Consider the following 20,675-nt stretch of genomic DNA (forward strand, 5'->3'; position numbering starts at 1 on the left):
TTTATTGAAATTACTTTCCGCCGAGACTCCCACCGCCATCGACGGCCAAAACCTGCCCAGTGATGAAACTTGCATCGGCCGAGAGCAGAAAGGTGACGGCGGCAGCGATTTCCTCGGGCATTCCCATGCGACGCATGGGAATGGTTCGTAGAACTTTCTGTTCGGCTTCGCTACCCACGGGGCGTGTTCGGCGAAAAAGGGCCGTCTCTGTCGGTCCCGGTGCTACGGCATTGACGCTGATACCGTACTCGGCCAATTCCAGTGCCCAGGTTCGGGTGCATCCCACCAACGCACTCTTGGCTGCAGCATAGGCGGTGCGTTCGCGAGCGCCGAAGATTGCACGGCTGCAAATATTGACGATTTTCCCGCTACGTCTGGCTTTCATGCCCGGAACCAGTGTTTGCGTGATCTGAACGGCGGTTCTGACATTCAAGTCCCATACGGCTTGTAGGATGGCGAGATCGACTTCACCCAACGGCTGCGGCGAGGAAACGCCAACATTGTTGACTATGCCGGTGATGTCGAATTCCGAGTCGATGCGGGCAAGTGCAGCTGCGGTTTCTTCGGGCTGGGAGAGATCACAGCGGATCAACGTGCCCGGAAACGTTCCATCGGTATCCGAGCGCGCGATACCGACGACCTGATGTCCCAGGGTTTCCAGCCGCTCTGCGATGGCTCTACCGATGCCTCGGCTGGCACCGGTGACCAAAAAGGTGGAGTTTGTGTTCATCATGTTGCATTTCCTTAGAACTGGCCGCATTGCGGTGCTAGTCAGTTCGCTCATTCAGCCGAAGTTGAATCATTTGGCGCTTGTGAACTACGCGGCCGCTGCACCACATTGAGCGCCTTGAGCAGGTTCAACGCTTCGCCCAACTGATAATCGTCGGCGGCGACCGGGGTATCGGGATCGTCCATCGCCTGATCGGCATCGCCGTTCAGCAGGTGGCCGCGAAGACTGGATTCACGCAGCTGGAATCCGCTGCTCTCTTCGACTTCCAGCCGCCCGCGCACCACGCGGACATCCGGGGCGATGCCCTCGGCCTGGATCGAGCGGCCGCTGGGGGTGTAATAGCGCGCGGTGGTGAGCTTGAGACCGTCGCCGTTGCCGAGCGGCATGACCTGCTGCACCGAGCCCTTGCCGAAGCTGCGGGTTCCCATCAGCACGGCGCGGCCCTGATCCTGCAACGCACCGGCGACGATCTCCGCCGCCGAAGCGCTGCCGCCGTTGATCAGCACGACCAGCGGCACGTCGGGAGCGGTCGTCTTGGCGTGGGCGGTGAATCGCATGTCATCGTCGGCCAGCCGGCCCTTGGTATAGACCACCAGGCCGCTGGAAAGGAATTGGTCGGCGACGTCGACGGCGCTGGAGAGCACGCCGCCGGGGTTGTTGCGCAGATCGAGTACCAGGCCTTCGAGCGGCCCGGACTTCATCAGTGACGCCAGCGCCACGCGGGTCTGTTCGCCGGTCCGGCTCTGGAACTGGCTGATGCGCAGATAGCCGTAGCCGGGCTCCAGCAGTCGGCTGGAGACGCTCTCGGACTGGATCGATTCGCGTGTCAGCGTCACGTCGCGGGGTTCCTGCTCGCCGTCGCGCAGCAGCAACAGTTCGATATCGGTGCCGGCCTCGCCGCGCATCAGGTCCACGGCTTCCTGCAGGCTCAGATCGTTGGTCGGGGTGCCGTCGATGGCCACGATGCGATCGCCCGGTTGAACGCCGGCGCGGGCGGCGGGGGTGTCGTCGATCGGGGCGATGACGGTGAGCTGGTCGTCACGCAGGCCGACCTCGATACCCACGCCGCTGAACTCTCCTTCGGTGGTTTCGCGCAGGTTCTGGAAGGCGTCGGCGTCGAGATATTCGGAATGCGGGTCGAGCTGGCTGAGCATGCCGCGCATGGCGTTGCGCAGCAGCGTCTTGTCGTCGACCTGCTCCACGTAGGTGCGCTTGATCCGCTCGAAGACCTCGGCGAAGGTCTGGACATCCTCGACCGGCAAGCCGTTGGCGGCATCCTGCTCGGCCTGGCTGAGCGCGTTGTCGGTCTCGACGTCCTGCGCCTGGGCGGCGGGAGCCAGGCCCGTGGCCAGCACCAGCGTGAACAGCAGCGAGCCGAGAAGCGCAGGGGCGGAAACCGTCTTCGGCGTGCGACGTGCTGTCGGGCAGGTCTTTTGGGCGAGCAGACCTGTACCGAAAGGCCGTGGGTTCGGGCGGCTTGAATTCATGCAGTCTCCGCGACTCGAGCTGGATAGATGCGTTGCCGGCGCCGATCTCGACACGCCGAACCCGATAGCTGCGGCGTATGGAAAAGCGTCTGACGACACCGAGCCGGTCCGAGAACGGAACGGCGTTTGATAACCCAGCATAGCGTTTCGCCGGGTCGATGATCCAGCGCTCGATCAGCCTTTGCCGATCCAGTTGCCGGGGTTGATCGGGTTGCCGTTCTGGCGCACCTCGAAATAGAGCGCCGGACGCGACTGGCCGCCGGTATTGCCGACGGCACCAACGGTCTGCCCGTTGGCGACCTGCTGGCCGGGGTCGACGTCGATCTGCTGCAGGTGCGCGTAGAGCGTCAGGATGCCATCGCCGTGATCGAGAATCAGCAGGTTGCCGAAACCGCGCATCCAGTTGGCGAAGACCACCCGGCCGGCATGCACGGCCTTGATGGCGGTTCCCGACGGCGCACCGATCAGGATGCCGTTGCGATTGACGCCGTCGCCGCTGCCGTAGCTCGACAGCATCGACCCCTGCACCGGCCACGGCAGATCGCCCTGGGTCTTGCGGATGGCGGTGGAAGGCGGTGGCTTCTTCAGGCTGGCCAGCTCCTTCTGCATGCGATCCAGCAGGCGCTCGACGTGCGCGCGATCCTGGTTGAGATCCTCGAGCCGTGCCTGCTCGCTGTCATAGCGCCCGTCGAGCCTGGCGACCAGCGCCTGGCGCTCCTTCAGGCGCGATGCCAGCTGCTGGCGCTGCCCCTCGAGATCGGACTGCACCTCGCTCAGCCGCGAGCGGCGCTGATCGAGCGCCGCCAGGTTGTCGTCCAGTTGCCGGTTCAGCGAGCGGAGCTCTTCGAGTCGCTGCTGGCGGGCCGACGACAGCGCATTGAGATAGTGCTGCAGCCGATCGACTTCGGCCGGATCGTCCTGGTTGAGCAGGAGTTTCAGCTGGGGCGTGGTGCCGAGGCGATAGAGCGCATCGAACTGGCGTGCCAGCGCCTCGCGCTGCTGTTCGCGATCGGCGGCGAGCGACTGACGCTGCTGCTGAAGCTTGTCGACTTCGCCATCGAGCTGACGGCGCTCGGCCTGCAGGGCATCCAGACGCTTGTGGGTCTGGCCGATCGCCGTTTCGACCTGTTCCAGCTCATCCTGGGCGTCGCCGCGGGCAGCCTGGGTCTCTTCCAGCTTGCCCTGCAGCGCCTGAATGTCGGTTGCCAGGCTATCCAGCCTGGCGCGGGCTTCCCGGGGGTTGGCCTGGCCGAAAACGGGGCCGGCCAGCAGCAGGCTGCCGACCAGCAAACAGACGATGCCACCGCTGATCGGGCCACGCCGAAAAACAGGCCCGTCCTGCTGGCGACTCACGTCGGGCGGACCCTGTCATGGCGAATGAAGTGCGGTATGCCGACGTCACGCATCATCGATCAGTACGTTACCGGTCATCTCTTGGGGAACGGGCTGATGCAGCATGTGCAGCAGTGTCGGCGCCAGGTCGCAGAGCCGCCCGTCTGGCTTGAGGCTGACGGACTTGTTGCGGCCGGCCTGGTTTTGGCAAACCTGATTTTGACAAACATAGACCAGCGGCACCATGAACGTGGTGTGAGCGGTATGCGGATTGCCGGTTTCGGGGTCGACCATCATCTCCGCATTGCCATGGTCTGCGGTCACCAGGCACTCGCCACCGGCCTTCTGGATCGCCTCGACGACGCGGCCCAGGCAGACATCGACGGCCTCGATCGCCTTGGTGGCGGCATCGAGATCGCCGGTATGGCCGACCATGTCGCCGTTGGCGTAGTTGCAGATGATCAGGTCGTACTTGCCATCCTCGATCGCCTTGACCAGCGTGTCGGTCAGTTCGAAGGCGCTCATCTCCGGCTTTTCGTCGTAGGTCTTGACGTCTTTCGGCGACTGGATCAGCGCCCGGTCTTCGCCCTCGAACTTGGCCTCGCGGCCGCCGGAGAAGAAGAAGGTGACGTGGGCGTACTTCTCCGTCTCGGCGATACGCAGCTGGGTCAGGCCGTGGCTCGCGGCCACTTCGCCCAGCGTGTTGACCAGATTCCGGGGCGGGAAGGCGACCGGCGCGTCGATGTCGTCGGCGTACTGGGTCAGCATCACCAGCCCTTTGCCGGCCAGCTGGACGCGCTTGCCGCGATCGAAGCCGTCGAAGTCCGGATTGACGAATGCACGGGTCAGCTCGCGCGCGCGGTCGGCGCGGAAGTTGAGAAACAGCGCGGCGTCGCCATCGGCCATGACGATCTTGTCGCCGTTGGGGCGCACGGCGGTGGCGCTGACGAATTCATCGGTCTCGCCACGCTCATAGGCGGCGGCCAGCCCGGCTTCGGCACTCTCGGCGACGTAGTCGCCTTCGCCGAAGCGCACCACGCGGTAGGCCTTCTCGACACGATCCCAGCGATTGTCCCGGTCCATGGCAAAGTAACGCCCGACCAGCGAGGCAACGAAGCCGTTCTCGGCGCCGACCAGCTCGGCCAGCCTGGCGTTGGCGCGCTCGATCGAAGCACCAGCGCTCTTGGGTGCGGTGTCACGGCCGTCGGTGAAGGCGTGCAGGTAGATTCGCTTGGCCCCGCGTGCGGCGGACAGCTCAGCGACTGCCAGCAGATGGTCTTCATGGCTGTGTACGCCACCGGGGGAGAGCAGCCCCATCAGATGGACGGCCTTGCCGTTGGCGACGGCGTCGTCGATCGGCGCGGTCAGCGCTTCGATCGTCTTCAGCTCGTCGTCTTCGATCGCCTTGGTGATACGGGTGAAATCCTGATAGACGATTCGCCCGGCGCCGATGTTCATGTGGCCGACTTCGGAGTTGCCCATCTGGCCGTCGGGCAGGCCCACGTAAGGGCCGTCGGTATGAATCAGAGTGTTGGGATAATCGCGCTTGAGGCGATCCATGACCGGTGTGTCGGCGGCGGCAACGGCGTTGTTGGCACTGTTGTCGTTCTGGCCATAGCCGTCGAGAATCAACAGCGCGACGGGACGCGGAATGCTGGAAGTATCTGCCATGACAAGCCTCGAAAAATCGGATGAACGGGGTGAGTCGTGTCGGAACCTAGCGTTTGGAACCAGAGAGACTGGAAGCTGTCATTCTGGAATCAAGGCTTCAGAGGATAGCGCACCCGGCGAGTCGGGTCAGCCATCCGGCGGGAATGGCACGCCCGCCGTCCTTGCCTCGTTTCACCGACGCCCTCGTGTATAATGGCCGGCGCCCGCCAGGAGTCTGCCGGGCTTGGCCGATCGTCGCGAGAAAAACGGATTTTGAGTCAAGTTCATCGATCGGATAAGGCGAATAGCCCGCTATTTAACGCATCCGATCGAATGAAGTTGGCCAAAAGCCCGGAATTCGCAGCAGATCAGTGCTAAGCCCGACAGGCTCCTAACGGGCCAGGATTTTCAGCCGTTCGCGTCCCGAGCAACCAAGGCGCCATGCCGGATTGCAAGACGCGGTTTGACGCAGACGCGCCAAGGGCGGAGTCGCACGCCATGCCGGCGTTTTGCGATCCCATTGGCCCCAGAATTAGAGTGTCGGCAGACCCATGATCGATCAGTTGTTCGAATTCGTCGAAAACCACCCGCTGCTGGTCAGCGCCTTCCTGGTCGTCCTCCTCGCCTGGTTGGCGTTCGAGGCCAAGCGTGGCGGTGCCTCCGGTGTCTCCACCAACGAAACCACGTCGCTGATCAACCGCGAAGACGGCGTGGTGATCGATATCCGCGAGAGCAACGAGTTCAAGGCGGGCCACATCGCCGGCGCCAAGAACATTCCCCAGTCGCGTCTCAAGGATCGCCTGCCGCAAATCGAAAAGCACAAGGACACCCCGGTGATCGTGGTCTGCAAGCAGGGCCAAACATCGGGCGCTGCGGTGACCGAACTCACTCAGGCGGGCTTTTCCCGGGTCTACAAGCTCAAGGGCGGCATGGCGCAGTGGCAGGCCGACGGCCTGCCGGTAGTGCGGCGCTAGAGGCCGGGCACTCATTCACGCTAGTCATTCAGGAACGTAAAGGAAACGCATCATGGCGGAAGACAACAATCAGCAGGGTTCTCAGGGCGGTTCTCAGGATAAGCCGCAGCTGCAGTTCTCCCTGCAGCGCATCTACGTCAAGGACATCTCGTTCGAATCGCCCAATGCGCCGAGCGTGTTTCAGCAGCCGTTCAAGCCCAAGGTCGGGCTGGATCTCGATACCACCAGCCAGTCGGTCGGCGAAGATCTCTACGAGGTCGTGGTCAAGGTGACGGCGCAGGTGTCGAACAACGAAGACGGTGCCACGGCGTTTCTGGTCGAGGTCGAGCAGGCCGGGTTGTTCCGTATCTCCGGCCTTGCCGGCGACCAGCTCGATCACACCCTGGGCGCGTTCTGCCCCAACGTGCTGTTTCCCTATGCGCGTGAGTGCATCGACAGCCTGGTCGGCCGTGGCAGCTTCCCGCCGCTGATGCTGGCGCCGGTCAACTTCGAGGCGATGTATGCCCAGAAGAAGCAGCGCACCGCCCAGGCCAGCGAAACCACGCAGTAAGCCCATGGCCAAGCCGCGTATTCATGTCGCCGTCAGCCTCATCGCTGGCGGCGATGTCGTTCTGCCCGAGGGGCCGGCTCGCCATGTGGCGCTGGTGCTGAGGCTGCGCGAAGGCGCACCGCTGACGCTGTTCGATGGCGCCGGCCACGAGGCGCAGGCGACGCTGGTCGAAGTCGGTCGCAAGCGAGTCGTCGCGCGCATCGAGCAGGTGAGCGCGGGTAGCGGGGAATCGCCGTTGCGCGTGCATCTGGGCCAGGCGATCTCCAAGGGCGATCGCATGGACTACGCGATCCAGAAGTCCGTCGAGCTCGGCGTGGCGGCGATCACCCCGCTCTATGTCGAACATGGCGACGTGCGCCTCAAGGGCGATCGCGAGACCAGGAAACTGGCGCATTGGCAAGGCGTGGCAGTGAGCGCCTGCGAACAGTGCGGGCGCGCCAGCGTGCCGACGATCCACCCGCCGCAATCCTTAGCCGAATGGCTCGGCGAACGCGACGAGAGTTTGCGCCTGGTGCTGCATCCCGCCACCGACGACAGCTGGCAGCAGGCGGAGGCGGTCGACACCGTCGCGTTGTTGATCGGTCCGGAAGGCGGGCTCAGCGACGCCGAAGTCGACGCTGCCCGCCGCGCCGGCTTCCAGGCGCTCACGCTCGGGCCGCGCATTCTGCGTACCGAGACCGCACCGGTCGTCGCACTGACGCTGCTGCAGCATCACTTCGGCGATCTGTAGCGCGGGCCGGGTTGGAAATCTCCTCGATACCTCTCTGACGCTCAGATCACGGTCTCCGCCTGCTTTGATTCGCTCAGAACCGGCCGTCTTTCCCGCCACGATGTCGCCAGTTCATAGGCGTGACCGGTGCGCAATACCGTGGCTTCGTCGAAGTATCGGCCCACCAGTTGCAGCGATAGCGGCAAGCCCGTGTCGCTATATCCGCAGCAGAACGACAGTGCCGGATGGCCGGTCAGGTTAAACGGGGCCGTCATGGGCGGCTGGCTGCGAAACGGCACGACTTCCACGTCTTCGATCCGCGGCGCCGGTGTCGGTACCGCAGCGCTGGCGATCAGGTCGACGGTCTCGAAAACGGATTCGACGGCAGTGGTCAGCTCACGGGCAGCTCGCTGGGCGTCGATATAGTCCGCACCGGAGATGAACGCACCCATGCTGAGACGCTCGAACGCATTGCGACCGTAAGTCTCCGGTCGGGACTGAAGATCCGGCCCATGGATGCTGAATCCTTCGGCGGCGAGAATCGCCTGTTGCGCGGCCTGGAAGCGATGCATCGAGGGCAGTGTCACCTCGACGATTTCCGCCCCCAGAGACGCCAATTTTGCCATGGCCGTGTCCATGCCCTGAATGAGTTCCCTATCGCAACCCACGGCATGGAATTGACGCAGGTAGCCGATTTTCAGGCCACTGATGCCTTGATCTAGCGTCTCCTGATAATCCGGCACCGCGTTGCGCGACGAGCCAGGGTCATCGGCATCGAAGCCGGCTAGGACCTGCATTGCCAGGGCACAGTCCTCGACCGTCCAGGTCAGAGGGCCCAAGTGGTCGAGCGTATAGGATAGCGGCGCAACGCCACGTCGGCTGACGCGGCCGTAAGTGGGTTTGAGGCCCGCCAGGCCACAATAGGCCGCCGGTAACCGAATCGACCAACCGGTATCACTGCCCAGGGCCAGCGGCATGAAGCCGGCAGCCACGGCAGCGCCGGAACCGCTCGACGAGCCGCCGGTGAAATGATCCGGATTCCAGGGGTTGCGCGCTGGCGGAAAAGGCAGGTCGAAAGAGGGTCCGCCAATGGCGAATTCATGGGTCGCCATCTTGCCCAGCAGCACCCCGCCAGCCTCTCTCAGACGGATGGCGACTTCCGCGTCCGCTGTCGGCACACGGTCGATATCGCGCTGGGAGTGACAGGTGGTGCGAATCCCGGCGGTGTCGATGATGTCTTTCAGGCCATAGGGAATGCCGTGCAGGGGGCCGCGATCGAGACCCGCCGCCAGCTCCGTTTCGGCGCGGTGGGCCTCCTCCAGCGCCCGTTCCTCGGTCATCAACAGTACCGAGTGCAGGGCGCCATCGTAGCGGTGTATCTGCGCCAGACAGTGCGTGGCCAGTGCGATCGGTGACAGGGTGCCGTCACGAAAGGCGCGCCCGGCGGCGGCAATGGACAATGGCTTGGCTGCGAGATCGATCATGCTGGCTCTCTCGTGGCAGAGTGGATGAACGCCGGCTCTAAGGCCGGGGTGAGGCGGTCACGGTTGCCGGCGATCAGGCCACGTAAAGCCAGAAAGGCTTGAAACATCACCTCCCGGCGTTCATCGGCAATGACGATGCCGTGTCGGGCCAGGCAGGTTTCGAATTCGGTTTCCAGGGAAGTCTCGGGCAAGGGCATGGCGTGGGCTCCTGACGTTGTCAGTACTCGGCGAAAATGCGGGTGATCTCGGCTGGGTCATCGGTGACGCCCAGTGCCAGCGCAAGCAGTAGTCTTGCCTTTTGCGGATTGAGATTGTCGGCGATCAGAAATCCGGCCTCCCGCAGGCGGTGCCCGCGATAGACATTACCGCTGCCGGCGCGGGTCGACTGCACCACCACCACGCCTTGGGCGACGGCTTCGATCAGGGCCGCGCGTTCGCCACCGGTGACGAAACCCGGGGCAAATCCCGCGGCGACGATGCCGCGGGCCCCGGCGGACACGAAGGCACGGATGGCGGCGCCATCGCTGCCGGCATAGCTGTAAGCGATATCGACTCGCGGTAGCGGATCGATCGTGGTCAGTGAAAACTCGGTGTGGGGTGCCGTCCGGCGCAGACTCTGGCGATAGAGCTGGACGTGGTCGCCGTCGACATGGCCCAAGGGGCCACTGACCGGGGACTGAAAGGTCTGCAGCCGCGTGGTGTTGGTCTTGGTCACTTCCCGGGCGGCATGCAACTCATCGTTGAGCAATACCATCACGCCGCCGCGCCGCATGGCAGGGCTACCGGCCGCGCGCACGGCATTGACCAGGTTCATGCCGGCGTCACTGGATAGCCCGCTGAGCGGGCGTTGCGCCCCGGTGACGATGACCGGGATTTCGAGCGGAAGCGTCAGACTCAGACACCAGGCGGTTTCCTCCAGCGTGGCGGTGCCGTGGGTGATGACGATACCGGCCAGGTCCGAATGCGTCCTTTCAAGCCGAACGCACTCCGCCACCAGCGCGCGCCAATCGGTTTCATCGATATCGGGACTGACAATGGCGCGATAGTCGACCACGCTGAGCTTGGCGACCTGCATCAGTTCCGGTACCCGTTCGGCGATCTGACTGGCTGCCAAGCGAGTGTCGTTGGCGCCGTAATCGAGAATGTCCAGGCTGTTTCGGCCCAGCGACGAAATGGTGCCGCCGGTACCGATCAATGCCACGTGAGGTAGCGTCACGATCTATTCCCTCTGAATGCTCACAGGCGTACGTCCATGGCTGAGCGCAGACTATCCGACAGCAGATTGAAGGACATGCAGGTGATGAAAATGATGATTCCGGGTAGCGCGGCATTGATCGGCGCCACGTAGATCGATTCGCGCAGGGCGTTGAGCATCAGCCCCCAGTCGGCGATGGGCGGGCTGACGCCGAGCCCGAGAAAACTCAAGCCGGAGGCGATCACGATGCTGACACTGAGCAGGCTCGAGGCGTAGATCAGGACCGGCCCCAGCACGTTTCCCAGGACGTGGACACGAATGATCGTCAGCGTGCCGGCCCCGGTGGCGCGGGCAGCCTGCACGTAGTCCTCGTTGCGAATCTTGGTGGTGACACTCTCGGTGATGCGCGCCAACGGGGGGATGAAGATCAGCGTCAGCGACAGCATGCCGTTGACGATCCCGGCACCCATGGCGCCCGAAATCGCGACCGCCAGCAGAATCGAGGGGAAGGCATAGAACACGTCGGTAAGGCGCATGATGCACATATTGACCTTGCCCCCCGCGTAGCCGGCGATGACCCCCAGCGTGCCGCCGATCAATAGCGCCACCAAGACGGGACTGATGCTCATCGACAGGGTGACGCGCGCGCCGTAGATCAGACGGGTCAGAATGTCGCGACCCAGCTCGTCGGTACCCAGCAGATATTCCAGTTTGCCTCGGCTGGTCCACGCCGGTGGGGTCAGACGGTCGAGCATGCTTGCCTGATAGGGGTCGTGAGGCGTGATCCAGGGCGCAAAAATGGCGGCGAGCACGATCAGCCCGAGCAGGGTCATCGTCGTCAGGGCGACCCAGTCATGGCTGAGCTTGTTGCCGACGTTGTGCCAATAGCCCTTGGGCGGTTTGCCCGAAAGCTTAGCTTCGTCGGCCATGAGTGCCGACGTTGTCGGTGGCGTCTCGGTCGGGAGCTTGTCGCGAGCGTCTAGGGTCGGGGTGTTCATGGTCGGTTCCTGGAAATATCAGCGGCGTATGCGAGGGTCGAGCAGCGTTTGCAGGATGTCCGCGACCAGATTGGTAGCGACGAAAATCAACGCCATGATCAGAATCGTGCCCTGCAGGATCGGCAGGTCGCGCATGAAGATGGCGTTGTTGAGCAATTGACCGGTTCCGGGCCAGACGAAAACCGTTTCGATGAGAATCGACCCGCCCAACAGTTCCGCCATCTGCAGACCCATGACGGCAATCGCGGCGCTGCAGGCGTTGCGGGCGACATGCACGAAGACCTGACGTTCCGGCATTCCCTTGGCTCGTAGCGTCTGGACGAAATCCTGACCGTAGGTCTCCGACACGGAGCCGCGCACCGAGCGCGCGATGATGCCGGTCGGAATCAGAGAGAGGGCGAAAATGGGCAACACGAAATGCTGTATATGGGCCCAGTCAAGTGCGAAGCCCGTCGAGCCACGTGGGCCCATTCCCATGGCGGGCAGCCAGTGCAGACCGACGGCGAAGATGGCCACCAGGACGATGGCGATCCAGTAGTGGGGCACACTGACACCGGTGACGGCGAAACCGGTCACCACCCGATCGGACAGGGTCCCCTGCCTCGAGCCGGCAATGCTGCCGAGTGTCAGCCCCACCACAAAGCTGACCAGCATGCCGCCGAACGCCAGCATCAAGGTGTTCCCCAGCGCGGAGAAGATCTCGGTGCTGACCGACCGGCCGGTGGCGATCGATGTGCCCAGATCACCGGTCAGCGCGTGCCCCAGCCAGGTGGCATATTGCACCGGAAGCGGCTTGTCCAGCCCGTATTCGGCTTTGACCTGATCGATCATTTCCTGGGTCGCGTCTTCCGGCAGCAAGGCATTGATCGGATCGCCGGGCCCCAGCTGTACCAGTAGAAAGCAGATCACGGTCACGCCGAGGGCAATCGGAATGGTGTAGAGCACTCGGCGCAAGATGTAGGAAAACATAGGATTCAACTCCCCAAGGTCGCTGAGCCCATCGATACCGACGTAGCGGTATCGATGGGCCGGGCTTCCTTACTCCTCGAGATGGACCGGTGTCAGATCCTGGAACCAGTTCTTGGCCTGGACAAACCCTTTGAGGTTGGGCGCCAGCGCGCGGGGATTGACGTCATGGGTGACCCAGATCCACTCGGCGTTATCGACCACCTTCTCGTGCAATTCGCTGAGAATCTTGTCCTGCTTGGCCGGATCGAACTCCTCGCGCGCGGCTTTCAGCAACTTGTCGTACTCGGGATCGTTGACCATGCCCCAGTTGGAGCCGTTGGGCGGCACGCGATGGGAATCGAAGAGGCGGGTAAAGGCACTGTAGGGGTCCATCAAGGTACGACTGACGATAATGCCGTTGATGCCCTTGTCCGCGCTGTCAGGGGCTTCGGCCGACTGCCGTGCCAGAGCCAGCAGCGCATTCCATTCCATGACTTCCGCTTCGACATCGAAGTGGCACTGATTCAGCGTGCTCTGAATGTACTGGAACATCGGCAGCGGCTGCATCTGGCCGGATCCGCTGGTCGAGACGGCGATCTTGACGTGCAGTGGGGCATCCTGGGTATAGCCGTGCTGCTCCATCAGCGAGCGGGCATCGTCGGGCTCGTAGCCCAGCTTGAAGGTAGGCTGGCCGAACCACGGGCTGTCCGGTGTGACATGCCCTTCGGCGGGAATGCTCATTCCTCCCAGCAACTGATCGATACCTTGGCGATCGATACACAGGTTTGCCGCCTTGCGCACATCGATCTCGTTCCAGGGAGAGCCTGCGGCGCGGCTCGGTGCAATTGCCCAATTGTGCGGATAGCTGTTGGTGACGATCTGCATGCCGGCGCCTTCCAGCTGCGGAATGGCATCGGGAGAGGGCGCTTCGATCCAGTCCACCTGGCCGCTCAACAGCGCCGAGGTGCGGGACGAGGCTTCCGGCGTGGGTATCAGCTGTACCTGATCGGAAGCCGGCACCCGATCCGGGTCCCAGTAGTCGGGATTACGCGCCATGGTGACCTGCTTGCGCGGCTGCATGCTGACGAATTTCCACGGCCCGGTGCCGGACGGCGCCTGAGCGAAGGCTTCCCAGTCGCCGACTTTCTCGAACTGCGCCGGACTGGACATCATCCAGTAGCTGACCTGGAACGGGACGAAGGCATTGGGTACATCGGTGACGATCTGCACCGTGTAATCGTCGATCTTGTTCACTGCGACGATGCTCGGAATTCGAGCGGCTGCGAGTCCGGCCTGGCGAGGGTCATACTGTGGTGAATCCGGATCCTTGACCTTATCGAAGTTCCATACAACCGCGTCGGCTGTGAATTCAGAGCCATCGTGGAACTTGACGCCTTGGCGGAGTTTGAACGTCCACTTCGTCTTGTCATCGGGGTCTACCGACCACTCCGTGGCCAGGCCCGGAATCAAGGTGGAGGGCTTGTCGGCGCTGGAAAGATCCCATTCCACCAAGGAGTCATAAAGCATCAAACCCATGAACCGAAACCCCTCGAAACCCTGGTCGGGATTACCGGTCGTTAACGGAATATCCGCTGCTGTCATGCCGACGCGGAACGTCGATAAATCCTGAGCCACGGCGAGATTGCTGGCACAACTCAGGGCCAGAATGGCGGCTGCCGTGCGCAGTGGTCTCGGCATCAAAAACGAGCTTCTAGGCAACATCGTAAATCCCTTGGAATGGTTGTGTTCAGGGGTTTTGCCGGTAATCGTTGTTGTTGTGGCGATCTTCGAATCCGACATTGTTGTTGATTCGTCGTTGGTTGTTAGCCCCAGAGTCAGGCGGAAGCGCTGGAAATAACAAAGCAATAAGCTTGCCAGCTCTGGTCCTGATGGCGCTGCCTGGCGATCTATTTTTTGTTAATAAACTATAAGCCAATGTTGTATAAGGTTTTAATAAAAGCATTTGATTTGAGGATATAGCCCTTTTTCGAGATGGGTCTGTGTCGTATGGAAAAAACATTCGAAGCGGTGACGGCGATCTTATAGAGAGGGACGTATCCTGATTCATTCTCCTGAAGATCATTTGATGCATCATGTTAGTGCGGTAAAAGGGCGACATGCACCGAATAGTGATCGTCTCGTCGTAACATCGTGAGTTGGCGGAGTGCCGGCCGATTTTTCCCAGTAAAAACTAGATAAGAAACGTATTTTCTGAATTTGGGGTGGTGAATTCAGGATGAATTACCCGATTTCCAAAGAGATATGGAAGGGATATTGGGGGGAGGTTCCCTGTCGGCCGCGCTGATCTCTCAAGCGGGAAAAGAATTTATATTGAATATTTTCTTGTTGTTTTGGTGGCTTGCTCGGGGTTTTCAGATGAGAGCTCCTCTGCTGGCATCATAATTGCAGCGACTGTCAAAACGGCGATGGGCCGATGCTGACAGTGAGGATTTCGACATGAGCGTGACCGCGGATACCATTCTGCAACAGTGCCAGGCTTATGCGGGGCCGAAAATCGACGCGGATCGGGCCGCCCAGCTGGCGGTGGAAATCAATTCGCTGCTGGTGCGGGCGACACCGCTGATCGAGCGTTATCGCTATCTCTACGCTGACCCCTTCGCGTTTCTCTCCGAGCTCGAGACACTGGCAGTTGCCGAGTCCGGTGACCGAGGGCAGGCATGATGGTGGGGAGTGAATTGGTCTGGATGAGCCTGACCGACGTCGCGGGTGCGATTCGTCGCCGCGAGGTCTCCGTGAGCGAAGTCGTGGATGCGTCGCTCAAGCGTATCGAGACGGTGCGGCCGATCCTCAACGCCTTCATCGATGTCTTCATCGATGTCTTCATCGATGAGGCGCGGGAAGCCGCGCAACAGGCGGATAGCCGCCTGCAACGTTCCACCCCGACCGCGCCGCTGTTCGGTGTGCCGCTCGCCCACAAGGACATGTTCTCGCGCCTGGGCAAGCGTGCCAGTGGGGGCTCAAGGATCATGGCGGATGTCGAGCCGAAAGCGACGGCGACCGTCATGCGCCGATTGGACGAGGCGGGGGCGATCAATGTCGCTGCACTCAACCTTTCCGAATTCGCCGCCGGCCCGACGGGGCACAACGAGCACTTTGGTCATTGCCGCAATGCCTGGAATCCGGCGCATATCAGCGGTGGCTCCTCGAGTGGATCCGGCGCGGCAACGGCGGCGGGAGCCGTCTACGGCGCCATCGGCTCCGATACCGGTGGGTCGATCCGGCTGCCGGCATCGTTCAATGGGCTGGCGGGTATGAAACCTACCTGGGGACGAGTCAGCCGCTTCGGCGCCATGCCACGGGCCTGGTCGCTGGATACGGTCGGCCCATTGACGCGTACGGTGGCGGACTGCGCGCTGATGACGTCGCTGGTGGCCGGTTACGATCCACGGGATTCCACTACCAGTCGTTTGCCGGTGCCCGATTACACCCGCAGTCTGGGGCGTTCGGTGTCCGGACTGCGCGTCGGCATTTCCTCCGATTATTTCCGAGACGACATCAGCGACGAAGTGGCGACGCTATTTGACGATGCCTGCCGCGTGTTGCAGGACCTGGGCTGCCAGGTAGAAGTGATCGACGTGCCCGATCCGGGAGCGTACGACGCCATCGCCAATGCCATCTCCAAGTCAGAGGCCGCCGCCGTCCATGGTCGCTGGATGCGTGAGAGGCCGGACGACTACGGATTGCATGGATATTCGCGGACCGAGTCCGGTTTCCATATACCCGCGGCCGTCTACCTCGATGCGCTGTCGGTTCGCGGTGCAGTCGTTCGGGATTTCGTCTCTGACGTGTTCTCTCGGGTCGATGTCTTGGCGACACCCTCGCTGCCCTTCGAAGTGCCGACCATCGCCGAGACCGACGAGCGGGATCCGGCCCGGATCCCGGCAATGGTCGGACGAATCACGCGCAATACGCGACCCTTCAATTATCTTGGCCTGCCAGCGCTGACGGTGCCCTGTGGATTCACGGCCAACCGCTTGCCAGCCGGACTTCAGCTCATCGCCAGGCCCTACGCCGAGTCGACGCTGTTCGCGCTTGGCGGCGCCTACGAGCGCATCACGCCATGGAAAGATCAACATCCGACCCTGTGACGGTCACCGCCAGGGCGGGGTTTAATTCGACAACGACAAGACGCGCAGCGCGTCGCTCATGACAGGCAAACCGTGATGAATGACAACGACAAGACGGCACCTGACGTGCCACGCAACCGGGCGCACGACGTCGGCGGTCCGGCGCAGCCGCTGTTGATCGTCGACCAGTTGAAGAAGCACTTTCCGCTGAAACGCAAAGGACTCCCGGGACGGACCAGGGTCGATGTAGTGCGCGCCGTCGATGGCCTCGACTTTCGAGTCGCCAAGGGCGAAACCCTGGGGATCGTGGGTGAATCCGGGTGCGGAAAATCCACCCTGGCCAAATTGCTGATGTACCTGATCGAACCCGATGCCGGAGAGGTCGTGCTCGACGGGCTTACCGTCGATAGCGCTCAGGGTATCAGCGTCAAGGCCATGCGCAGCCAGGTCCAGATGGTGTTCCAGGACAGCAATGCGTCGCTCAATCCCCGCATGACGATCGGCGATACCATTGCCTTCGGATGCAAGGTTCGCGGTATCGATAGTCGCGAAGCGGCAAGGCAGGCGGAAGCCATGCTGGAGGCGGTGGGGCTGGATCCCGAACTCTATGCACGGCGCTATCCGCATGAACTTTCCGGCGGGCAGCGGCAGCGCATCAACATCGCACGGGCGTTGGCACTGGAGCCTCGGCTACTGATCCTCGACGAGGCGGTCTCGGCTCTCGACAAGTCGGTCGAGGCGCAAGTGCTCAATCTGCTGGAGGATCTCAAGCGCAGGATGTCGCTGACCTATATCTTCATCAGTCACGATCTCAACGTGGTGCAATACATCAGTGATCGTATTCTGGTGATGTACCTTGGCCAGATCGTCGAAATCGGGCCGGTCGACAAGATCTACGATAACCCGCAACACCCCTATACTCAGGCGCTACTGTCGGCGCGCCCCTCGATGGATCCCGATCATCTGACCGAGGCCCTGCCGATCAGTGGTGATCCCCCCAACCCGATCAACCCGCCGTCCGGCTGCCGTTTCCGCACGCGGTGTCCACACGCCGAGTCAATCTGTGCAGAGACGATGCCGCCGTTGTCACCGGGCCAGATCGGGACGCAGGTTGCCTGCCATATGATCATCGAAGGTTCCGGACATAGCCGCGCCAAGCGCCATGTAGCCTGAGGAGAGATTGCCATGACATCCCCATCGCCGCTGCTGTCCGTGCGCGACCTGAAAGTCACTTTTGCCTCGCGTGAGCGTGAGGTCTATGCCGTCAACGGCGTCAGTTTTGATGTGCAACCCGGCGAAACCATGGTGCTGTTGGGCGAGTCCGGCAGTGGCAAGAGTGTGACCCTGCGCTCGCTGATGAAACTGCATCCGCCCAAGAAGACCCGTTATTCCGGTGAGATTCAGTTCGACGGTACCTCGATGCTGACCTGCAGCGAACGCCAGCTGCGCCGTCTGCGGGGAGCCGAGATCTCGATGATCTTCCAGGAGCCTTCGACCTCTCTGGATCCGGTCTACAAGATAGGCCAACAGATCAGCGAGATGATCATGCAGCACGAGAGCCTGTCCCAGGCCGCGGCATTGGCCCGGGCCAAGGATTTGCTCGAGCTGGTGCGTATTCCCTCGGCCGCCGAGCGTCTCAATGCCTACCCGCACGAGTTGTCCGGAGGGATGCGCCAACGAGTGATGATCGCGCTCGCATTGAGCTGCAGCCCCAAATTGTTGCTGGCGGACGAGCCGACCACGGCATTGGATGCCACCGTCCAGATCCAGATCATCCTGCTGCTGAAGCAGCTACAGGACGAGCTCGGTCTCAGCATCATCTTCGTGACCCATGATGTCGGCGTGGCAGTCGAAGTCGGTACCAAGGTCGCGGTGATGTACGCCGGACAGATGGTCGAGTACGGCGAGATGCGCGATGTCGTGCGTTCGCCCCAGCATCCGTACACGCAAGGACTGCTCAACTCCACGGTACACGCGGGGTTGAGAGGCAAGCGGCTCGACGCCATTCCCGGTGCGCCGCCCAACCTTTCCTCGCCCCTGGATATCTGTGGCTTTGCACCGCGCTGCCCGCATGCGCACAAGGCCTGTATCCAGGGCGTGCCCGAGCCGCGAATACCGATGCCCGGGCATATGTCGCGCTGTGTGCTGGCCGAAGACCGGGTATCGCGGCTGGCATGAAGCCGTGGGCGTGAACGAGAATCGTGAAGAGGATTCGACTCGCGAAAAAAAGAAGGAGTGATTATGACCGTGACCGTCGATGGTCAGCGCTTGTGGGAACGTGTCGAAACCATGGCCAAGTTGGGAGGCACGCTCAAAGGGGGCGTTTGCCGGTTGGCGCTGGATGACAACGATATTACCGCGCACCGCCTGCTGGCGGACCTGGCCAAGCTACGGGGCTTTCGTCTGTTGCTGGACGACGCCGGGAACCTGTTTCTTCGCCGAGAAGGCAGCGACGCCTCATTAGCCCCGCTAGTCAGCGGGTCTCACTCGGATTCTCAGCCCACAGGTGGGCGTTTCGACGGCATCTTTGGTGTGTTGGCGGCGTTCGAGGCGCTGGAAGCGATCGACGCTGCCGGTGTCGAGACGCGTCATCCGCTGGAGTGCGTGATCTGGAACAACGAAGAAGGGTCGCGCTTCACGCCCGGCTGTATGGGCTCCGGTGTCTATGCCGGTGTGAAGTCGTTGGAGACGGCTCACGCGGCATTGGATAGCAATGGGGTCAGCATGGCAGACGCGATAGCGCGACTGCATGAGCAGTTCCCGGATGCCGAGCACCGCGACCTGGGTACGCCGTTTGCCGCGCTGCTGGAAGCGCATATCGAGCAGGGGCCGTTACTCGAAGCCGGTGGCGAGGTACTGGGCGTGGTCACCGGCATGCAGGGTATGCGCCGCTTCCGGGTCGAAGTGACCGGCAAGGAGGATCACTCGGGGACCACGCCGCGTAGCCTGCGTCAGGATGCGCTGGTCGATGCCGTGGCGATCATCAATGAGCTTCATGCGCTGTTCTGGGACGAGAAGGACGAAATTCGTTTCACCATCGGTCATTTCGCGCTTTCGCCCAATGCCTGGTCGGTAGTGCCCGGACAGGTGACCTTCGGAGTCGACTTCCGCTATTCGGATGCCGGGGTGCTCAAGTCCCTGGGCGATCGGATTGCGCCCTTGGCCGCTGAGGCGGCAAGGCATTGTCAGGTCCAGGTGACCCAGACGGTCAGCGAGGCACCGGTACACTTCGAAGGCGCGGCATTCGAGGCCATTAGAGCGTCGGCGGCCGCCAGCGGGCAGCCCTGGCGAGAAATCTACTCCGGCGCCGGTCACGACTGCCGTTACTTTCCGCCTCGTTGCCCGACCGGCATGGTGTTCATTCCCTGCGAGAAGGGCATTAGTCACAACGAAGCGGAAAACGCCGAACCCGAGCATGTGACCGCCGGGGCCCAGGTAATTGCCGACAGCTTTCTGCGCCTGGACGCGAGTCTTCCCTGATTGGAGAAGCGGGATAGGGGCGCAGCCATGGGTGCGTCTCGCCGCGTCTTTCGGAGATACCGGGGCCCGGGCCTGCCAAACAAAACACCCCGCCAGCCGTTATCCGGTTGGCGGGGTGTTTTCGTTGCGAATCACTGACGGCTGCTGGCGTGCGGCGTCGAGCGGCGATTACAGCTCGAGATCGTACTCGACGATCAGCGGGGCGAACTCGCTGAAGGTTGCATCGGTATCGATCCAGGCGTCTTTCACATTGCGCCGGAAGTTGGGGCCGACGACCTGATAGTCGAGGCGCCAGCCTTCCTGGCGGGAGCGTGGCACTTCCTGGTCGAGCTTGGGCCACCAGGTGTACTGGTTGGCATCCCGATTGACCTCACGGAAGGTATCGATGAAGCCGGTCGGGCCGAACACCTGATCCATCCACGCCCGTTCTTCCGGCTTGAAGCCGGGCGTCGTCTGGTTGTCGGCCCAGTTGGCCAGGTCGAGCGTCTTGTGCGCGATGTGCCAGGTGCCGCAGATGATGTACTCGCGACGCTTGCGAGCCATCTTGTTCAAGTACTCGAGATACTGGGTCATGAACGTCTGCTTGGCGGCCGGATCGTCGTCGCCGCTCGGCATCAGGAAGGTCGCGACGCTGAAGCGGTCATAGTCCGCCTGCAGGAAGCGCCCTTCGTTGTCGCACTGCTCGAAGCCCAGACCATACATGATGGCCTTAGGGATCTTGCGACAGTAGAGCCCGACCCCGGAGAAGCCATCCTGCTCGGCGTCCAGGAAATAACCTTCGTAACCTTCCGGGTAGAGAATGCTGTCATCGAGCTCGAAGCTCTTGGCCTTCAGGTTCTGCACGCAGACGACGTCAGCATCCTGTTCGGCCAGCCAGTCGAGAAAGCCCCGCTCGACGGCCTCTCGGATCCCGTTCACATTGATGCTGGCGATTTTCATACAGTGTTCCTTCTTTGTCGCGCGTGTATGATACCCGAGCTTGAAAGGTTTAGGTAAATGACCGCTGCGTCAGGCCAGGACGACAGCGGTCTTCAAGAGTCATGAAGCAAC

The 20,675-nt window shown here is 62.2% G+C and carries 19 protein-coding genes; 8 read left to right on the top strand and 11 right to left on the bottom strand.

The genetic code is table 11. The features are described from left to right. Positions 1–10 precede the first annotated feature (10 nt). The 4 genes from R3F72_RS08170 to gpmI all read right to left on the bottom strand — a co-directional run bounded on the left by R3F72_RS08170 (position 11) and on the right by gpmI (position 5,220). Positions 11–733, bottom strand: a complete 723-nt coding sequence (locus R3F72_RS08170) for an SDR family oxidoreductase (protein WP_332779392.1) — start codon at positions 731–733, stop codon at positions 11–13. A 47-nt stretch (positions 734–780) separates the two neighbouring features. After that, positions 781–2,217 carry a S41 family peptidase gene (locus tag R3F72_RS08175; RefSeq protein ID WP_332779393.1) on the bottom strand — a complete coding sequence of 479 codons (1,437 nt, stop codon included), beginning with the start codon at positions 2,215–2,217 and terminating at the stop codon, positions 781–783. A 174-nt stretch (positions 2,218–2,391) separates the two neighbouring features. After that, on the bottom strand, positions 2,392–3,570 hold the full coding sequence (locus tag R3F72_RS08180) for a murein hydrolase activator EnvC family protein (protein ID WP_256961357.1): 1,179 nt from the start codon (positions 3,568–3,570) through the stop codon (positions 2,392–2,394). Between the two features lie 45 nt (positions 3,571–3,615). Then, the gene (gene gpmI / locus R3F72_RS08185) at positions 3,616–5,220 is read right to left on the bottom strand and encodes a 2,3-bisphosphoglycerate-independent phosphoglycerate mutase (RefSeq protein WP_087720622.1); all 1,605 of its coding nucleotides are present in this window, start codon (positions 5,218–5,220) and stop codon (positions 3,616–3,618) included. A 530-nt stretch (positions 5,221–5,750) separates the two neighbouring features. On the opposite strand from gpmI, the gene R3F72_RS08190 reads away from it, so the two are divergent. The 3 genes from R3F72_RS08190 to R3F72_RS08200 are packed head-to-tail and all read left to right on the top strand — an operon-like array spanning position 5,751 to position 7,453. Next, positions 5,751–6,173 carry a rhodanese-like domain-containing protein gene (locus R3F72_RS08190; RefSeq protein ID WP_087720621.1) on the top strand — a complete coding sequence of 141 codons (423 nt, stop codon included), beginning with the start codon at positions 5,751–5,753 and terminating at the stop codon, positions 6,171–6,173. Between the two features lie 52 nt (positions 6,174–6,225). Next, complete coding sequence (secB, locus tag R3F72_RS08195) at positions 6,226–6,723, top strand: protein-export chaperone SecB (protein WP_332779394.1); 498 nt, start codon at positions 6,226–6,228, stop codon at positions 6,721–6,723. Positions 6,724–6,727: 4 nt separating this feature from the next. Beyond that, complete coding sequence (locus tag R3F72_RS08200; protein WP_332779395.1) at positions 6,728–7,453, top strand: 16S rRNA (uracil(1498)-N(3))-methyltransferase; 726 nt, start codon at positions 6,728–6,730, stop codon at positions 7,451–7,453. Between the two features lie 41 nt (positions 7,454–7,494). On the opposite strand, the gene R3F72_RS08205 is transcribed toward R3F72_RS08200, so the two are convergent. The 6 genes from R3F72_RS08205 to R3F72_RS08230 form a co-directional block, all read right to left on the bottom strand. Continuing rightward, positions 7,495–8,916: an amidase gene (locus R3F72_RS08205; RefSeq protein WP_332779396.1), complete on the bottom strand. Its 1,422-nt coding sequence runs from the start codon at positions 8,914–8,916 to the stop codon at positions 7,495–7,497. Beyond that, the gene (locus R3F72_RS08210; RefSeq protein WP_332779397.1) at positions 8,913–9,113 is read right to left on the bottom strand and encodes a hypothetical protein; all 201 of its coding nucleotides are present in this window, start codon (positions 9,111–9,113) and stop codon (positions 8,913–8,915) included. The genes R3F72_RS08205 and R3F72_RS08210 overlap by 4 nt, the downstream gene beginning before the upstream one ends. A 20-nt stretch (positions 9,114–9,133) precedes the next feature. Next, complete coding sequence (locus R3F72_RS08215; protein WP_332779398.1) at positions 9,134–10,132, bottom strand: asparaginase; 999 nt, start codon at positions 10,130–10,132, stop codon at positions 9,134–9,136. A 20-nt stretch (positions 10,133–10,152) separates the two neighbouring features. After that, entirely contained in the window at positions 10,153–11,109 is a 957-nt protein-coding gene (locus R3F72_RS08220) for an ABC transporter permease (protein ID WP_332779399.1), read from the bottom strand. Positions 11,110–11,127: 18 nt separating this feature from the next. Then, positions 11,128–12,078 (bottom strand): ABC transporter permease, encoded by a 951-nt coding sequence (locus R3F72_RS08225; protein ID WP_332779400.1) that lies wholly within the window; start codon positions 12,076–12,078, stop codon positions 11,128–11,130. 69 nt (positions 12,079–12,147) lie between these two features. Continuing rightward, positions 12,148–13,755 (bottom strand): ABC transporter substrate-binding protein, encoded by a 1,608-nt coding sequence (locus tag R3F72_RS08230; protein WP_332779401.1) that lies wholly within the window; start codon positions 13,753–13,755, stop codon positions 12,148–12,150. Positions 13,756–14,514: 759 nt separating this feature from the next. Here R3F72_RS08230 and R3F72_RS08235 point away from each other — a divergent pair. From R3F72_RS08235 to R3F72_RS08255, 5 genes are all read left to right on the top strand, one after another. Continuing rightward, positions 14,515–14,739 carry a hypothetical protein gene (locus tag R3F72_RS08235; RefSeq protein WP_303855797.1) on the top strand — a complete coding sequence of 75 codons (225 nt, stop codon included), beginning with the start codon at positions 14,515–14,517 and terminating at the stop codon, positions 14,737–14,739. A gap of 23 nt (positions 14,740–14,762) precedes the next feature. Then, on the top strand, positions 14,763–16,166 hold the full coding sequence (locus R3F72_RS08240) for an amidase (protein ID WP_303855794.1): 1,404 nt from the start codon (positions 14,763–14,765) through the stop codon (positions 16,164–16,166). A gap of 75 nt (positions 16,167–16,241) precedes the next feature. Continuing rightward, the gene (locus R3F72_RS08245; protein ID WP_303855792.1) at positions 16,242–17,318 is read left to right on the top strand and encodes an ABC transporter ATP-binding protein; all 1,077 of its coding nucleotides are present in this window, start codon (positions 16,242–16,244) and stop codon (positions 17,316–17,318) included. 12 nt (positions 17,319–17,330) lie between these two features. Next, entirely contained in the window at positions 17,331–18,323 is a 993-nt protein-coding gene (locus tag R3F72_RS08250; protein ID WP_303855790.1) for an ABC transporter ATP-binding protein, read from the top strand. Positions 18,324–18,386: 63 nt separating this feature from the next. After that, positions 18,387–19,625, top strand: a complete 1,239-nt coding sequence (locus R3F72_RS08255; RefSeq protein ID WP_303855788.1) for a hydantoinase/carbamoylase family amidase — start codon at positions 18,387–18,389, stop codon at positions 19,623–19,625. A gap of 168 nt (positions 19,626–19,793) precedes the next feature. Here the strand turns inward: R3F72_RS08255 and R3F72_RS08260 are convergent, their stop codons facing one another. Next, positions 19,794–20,564 (bottom strand): exodeoxyribonuclease III, encoded by a 771-nt coding sequence (locus tag R3F72_RS08260; protein WP_332779402.1) that lies wholly within the window; start codon positions 20,562–20,564, stop codon positions 19,794–19,796. Positions 20,565–20,675: the final 111 nt, after the last annotated feature.

The sequence above is a fragment of the Salinicola sp. 4072 genome, from assembly GCF_036663415.1.
GTDB classification, from domain to species: domain Bacteria; phylum Pseudomonadota; class Gammaproteobacteria; order Pseudomonadales; family Halomonadaceae; genus Salinicola; species Salinicola salarius_A.